The sequence below is a fragment of the Deinococcus pimensis DSM 21231 genome, from assembly GCF_000519345.1.
GTDB classification, from domain to species: Bacteria; Deinococcota; Deinococci; order Deinococcales; family Deinococcaceae; genus Deinococcus_A; species Deinococcus_A pimensis.
Map to the genome: position 1 here is coordinate 54,662 of NZ_KI912640.1, position 532 is coordinate 55,193.

Consider the following 532-nt stretch of genomic DNA (forward strand, 5'->3'; position numbering starts at 1 on the left):
GCGGCGCTCGCGGACGCTGATGTTCGTGCCGATCATGGCGCTCTTCATCAACGCGAGCTTCGCGCCGATCATGATGCTGATGCCCAAGAGGATGCTGGACCTCGGCGCGGGCGCGCAGGGCTTCGCGCTGATGGAGGCGCTCGTCACGGCGGGCATGATCGTGGGCGGCGCGGTCGTCGCGACGCTCGGGGCGCGCTTCCGCCCGGAACTCGGCGTGACCGTGGGTCTCGCGGGCGTCGCGCTCGCCCTCGTGGGGTTCTCCGCGAGCGGGACGCTGCTGCCGATCCTCGCGCTGTCGCTCGCGATGGGCGTGGGTCTCGCCGGGACGAACAACGGCATCGGCGTGCTGCTGCCGCGTCTCGTGGAGCCGGAGTTCAGGGGCCGCGTGTTCGGCCTCATCGGGATGGTGTCGCAGGTGGGGATGCCGCTGACCCTGCTGCTGCTCGCGCCCGTCGCGGACCGCCTGCCGATCGAGGCGATCTTCGCGGTGGCGGGCGGCGTGACGGCCCTCGCGACGCTCGCGTGGACCTTC

1 protein-coding gene is annotated in these 532 nt (G+C 72.2%); it reads left to right on the forward strand.

Features of this window, described 5'->3' with window-relative positions:
- Positions 1-19 precede the first annotated feature (19 nt).
- Positions 20-532: MFS transporter (locus DEIPI_RS39515; RefSeq protein ID WP_169737078.1), on the forward strand; the 513-nt coding region annotated here is incomplete at its 3' end.